The 3,957-nt window shown below is 70.1% G+C and carries 3 protein-coding genes; 1 reads left to right on the top strand and 2 read right to left on the bottom strand.

The window, feature by feature from the left end:
• Together AC3XYG_RS19085 and AC3XYG_RS19080 are read right to left on the bottom strand one after the other, a co-directional pair.
• A partial coding sequence (locus AC3XYG_RS19085; RefSeq protein WP_489141441.1) for a DUF2076 domain-containing protein occupies positions 1 to 534 on the bottom strand: 534 nt, incomplete at its 3' end.
• 116 nt (positions 535 to 650) lie between these two features.
• Positions 651 to 1,889 (bottom strand): cytochrome-c peroxidase, encoded by a 1,239-nt coding sequence (locus AC3XYG_RS19080; protein ID WP_489141440.1) that lies wholly within the window; start codon positions 1,887 to 1,889, stop codon positions 651 to 653.
• Between the two features lie 216 nt (positions 1,890 to 2,105).
• Here AC3XYG_RS19080 and AC3XYG_RS19075 point away from each other — a divergent pair, with 216 nt between their 5' ends.
• Positions 2,106 to 3,650: an acid phosphatase gene (locus tag AC3XYG_RS19075; RefSeq protein WP_489141439.1), complete on the top strand. Its 1,545-nt coding sequence runs from the start codon at positions 2,106 to 2,108 to the stop codon at positions 3,648 to 3,650.
• Positions 3,651 to 3,957 lie beyond the last annotated feature (307 nt).

Here is a 3,957-nt window from a genome sequence, read left to right as displayed (position 1 = left end):
CGGGCCGGTGAAGCCGGTGTTGCCGAACCCACCCAGGCCGCCGCCGAAGCCACCATGGCTCCCGCTGAACAGGGATTCGATGCCCTGGAACAGCAGGGCTCCACCGGCGATGCCAGCCGCCGTGGTCGCGGCGCTGCGCAGGAAGGACGGGGCGGACGACTGGGCCTGGGCCCATGGCCCGGGCGCAGGCTGCGCCGGGGCATAGGCCGGCGGGGCCTGGGTGTAGCTGGGCGCCTGGGCCGGCGCCGGAGCGGCGGCCGCGCCGGTGCCGAACAGGGCGCCGAGGAAGCTGCCACCGCCGCTGCTGCGCTGCGGCTGGGCCGCCTGCTGTTCCAGCTCCGCGATCCGGGCCTGGGCTTGGTGCAGCGCATAGTCCTGGATCAGCACCGTCTGGGCCAGCAGATAAGGCGCGTCCGGCTGGTCGCGGGTGAGGTCGCGGATGGTCGCCTCCGCCTCGTCATCCTTCGCTGCCGCCGGGGCCTGCTTCAGCCGGGCGACCAGATTGGCCAGAAGGTCGCGTTCCTGAGGTGTCATCACAAATCTCCGGTCGGGCCCGCGGCTGCGGGCGCCCCCTCCGTCCCCGATATGGGCAGGGGTGCGGCGAGGTGCATCGGCGGCGCGGCGCGATGACGCGCCACCCGGCGCCGGGTTCAGGAATGCGGCGGTGTGTAGCCATCGGTCAGCGTCTTCATGAAGGCGACGACGTCGTCGATTTCCGCATCGGTCAGGGCCGGCACGTCGCCGAGATGGCGGTCGAAGGGCGGGTCGAGGTTGAGATTCGCCAGGTACTGCGCCGGCAGGTCGTCATATTTGCGCACGCTGCCATCCGGGTTGCGCGGATACCAGCGGCCGGGGTCGGTCTCGCGCGTGACGTAGAAGGCGACGGCGTCGCGCAGGCTGTGGATCACGCCGTTGTGGAAGAAGGTCTGGCGCAGCGCCACGTTGCGCAGGCTGGGGGTGCGGAACAACCCGCAATATTCCGGATGGTTGGCCAGGTCGGTGCGCAGCGGCCCGCAGACGCCGAGATCGAAAAAGGCCGGGTCGGCATTGGCCGGAATCTCCGCGTTGCGCGGCACGGCGATGGCGATCATCCCGGCATCGGTGAATTGCGGCGGGGTGCCGTCATTGCCGCGCTGGCTGATATGGCATTCCGCGCAATTGCCCTTGGCCGGGTCGTTGAACAGGTCCAGGCCCCGCGCCTCCTGCGGCGTCAGCGTGGCCTGGCCGGCGAGGAAGGCATCGTATTTGCTGGTGTAGGGGTAGAAGCTGGCGGCGTCCTGCTCATACACCTCGAATGCCTTCAGGATGCCGGCGTAGAGCGCCGGCCGGTCGGCCAGGATGGCGTCGCCATAGATCTTGCGCAGCGCCTCGCCATAGCCCGCCGCCAGGGCATGGGTCACGACCTCGTCCGGCGTGGCGTTGCCCATCTCGAAGGCGGAGAGCAGCGGGATGGCCGCCTGGTCGGCGCCGCGGTCGACCCGGCCGTCCCAGGTCAGCCCGCCGGTCGGGCCGTTGTCGACGCTTTCGTCCGAATCATCCTCGGAATCGAAGAAATGCTCGGTGAAGGGCGGCACGTCCTGCAGATAGGTCAGCGACGGCACCGCGCGCCCGCCGGGCTGGGCCATGTCGCCGCCGCCCATCTGCACCGGCAGCGCGTTCGGCGGGCCGAAGCCGTGATCCGGGGCGTGGCAGGAGGCGCAGGCGAGCTTGCCCGAGGCCGACAAGGTGGGATCCAGGAACAGGGCACGGCCGAGCACGGTCAGCCCCTCGACCTGGCGCCGCACCTCGGCCCGGGACATCCCGCCCGGGGCCGCGACCCCCGGCGTGGCGCTCTGGGCGGCGGACAGGGCCGATCCCAGCGCCGCGAAGGCCAGGCCGCCGGCCGCCAAGCCCAACACTATCCCTCGATAACGGACACCCGATCCCCAGGCCATTCCGGGCCACCCCATGCTTCTGTCGCGACGTGGCGCCGGGTCCGGCGCTGCGCTTCCCCTTCTATGCCCAAAAAGTTTCACTTGAGCGACGGCTCGTGCCGCGCGAGTGCTGACGGGCGGAAGGGGACTAGCCACCGGACCTGTGTGCCGGGAGCCAAACGGGGAAGCCGCATGAAGAGAATGATCGTTTCCGCCATCGCGGCTGGCGCCGCCGGGCTGCTCGCGCCGCCGGGCTTCGCCGCCGATCCCGGCCAGGATGCGGCGTTGCACGCTATCGACACGGTGGTCGTGCTGTATGCCGAGAACCGCAGCTTCGACAATCTCTACGGCGCCTTTCCGGGCGCCGAGGGGCTGGCGGCCGCGTCCGACGCGGCCAAGGTCCAGCTCGACCGCGACGGCACGGCGCTGAAGGAGCTGCCGCCGGTGTGGGACGGGCTGACCGCCAAGGGCCTGACGCCCGCGGTGACCCAGGCGCAGACCGAGCATCTGCCGGACGGCCCGTTCGACATGGACGACCCGCAGGGGCTGAACGTCTCGCTCGACACCGTCACCCATGATCTGTGGCATCGCTTCTACCAGAACCAGATGCAGATCGACGGCGGCAAGAACGACAAGTTCGTCGCCTATGCCGATGCCGGGGCCGAGGTGATGGGCCATCTCGACGGCTCGAAGACGGTGATGTGGCAGATCGCCCAGCGCTACACGCTGGCCGACCATTTCTTCATGGGGGCCTTCGGCGGTTCCTTCATGAACCACATCTGGCTGGCCTGCGCCTGCGTCGCGCGCTACCCCGACGCCGCCACCAGCCCGGCGAAGCCGTCGATCGCCGCGGTCGACCCGGATGGCGTGACCCTGACGCTGGCGCCGAACTCGCCGAAATCGGCGATGGACGGCATCCCGAAATTCGTCGCCGACGGCAACATCACGCCCGATTTCTACGCCGTGAACACGATGCAGCCGCCGTATCAGCCGAGCGCCAACCCGCCGGCGAAGGATGGCGACACGGCCCTGGCCGACCCGCTGGCGCCGACCACCCTGCCGCCGCAGACCGAGACCACGATCGGCGACCTGCTGAGCGCCAAGGGCGTGAGCTGGGCCTGGTATGGCGGCGCCTGGCAGTCGGTGCTGGACCATGGCAACGCCACGCCGGTCCCCGCCTTCCAGTACCATCACCAGCCGTTCAACTACTTCGCCAGCTTCGCGCCCGGCACCGCGGCCCGGCAGGAGCATCTGCGCGACGGCGGGCTGGACGGGGCAGGGCTGGTCAAGGCGATCGATGCCGGCACGCTGCCGCAGGTCACCTTCTACAAGCCGCAGGGCAATCTGAACGAGCACGCCGGCTATGCCGACGTCACCTCCGGCGACGCCCATCTCGCCATGCTGATCGACCATCTGCAGAAGAGCCCGCAATGGCCGCACATGCTGGTCATCGTGACCTATGACGAGAATGGCGGCTTCTGGGACCATGTCGCGCCGCCGAAGGGCGACCGCTGGGGGCCGAGCATGCGGATCCCGGCGATCATCATCTCGCCCTTCGCGAAGAAGGGCTTCGTCGACCACACGCCCTACGACACGACCTCGATCCTGCGCTTCATCACCCGGCGCTTCGAACTGCCGGTGCTGGCCGGCATCGCCGCCCGCGACGCCGCCATCGCCGCCAACGGCAACCCGCCGCTGGGCGACCTGACGGCCGCGCTGGACTTCGCCAGCAACTGAGGCCCGGGAGGCGGCGCCAGCCCCCGGCCCAACCTACGCATTCGCGTAACCTCTCCCGCCTGGCGGGAGAGGTCGGGCTCGCGCAGCGAGACCGGGTGAGGGTTGGTCCCGGCCTCGACAAAGGGCCCTCACCCGGAGGCGCAAGCGCCTCCGACCTCTCCCGCAAGCGGGAGAGGCAACGTGAACAGAGGCCGCCTCAACGGCGCTTGTCGGCGTCGATCATCCGCTGCCGGTACCGCTCCGCGACGCGGGCATTCTCCTCATACGCCCGTTCCAGGGCCTCGCGGCGCCGTTGTCGGTCGGCTTC

Source organism: Inquilinus sp. (assembly GCF_057815775.1).
This window is presented reverse-complemented; position numbering and strand designations above follow the sequence as displayed.

Coding starts and splice junctions, on each gene's coding strand:
- AC3XYG_RS19075 (WP_489141439.1), top strand. CDS start 2,106: ATGAAGAGAATGATCGTTTCCGCCATCGCGGCTGGCGCCGCCGGGCTG.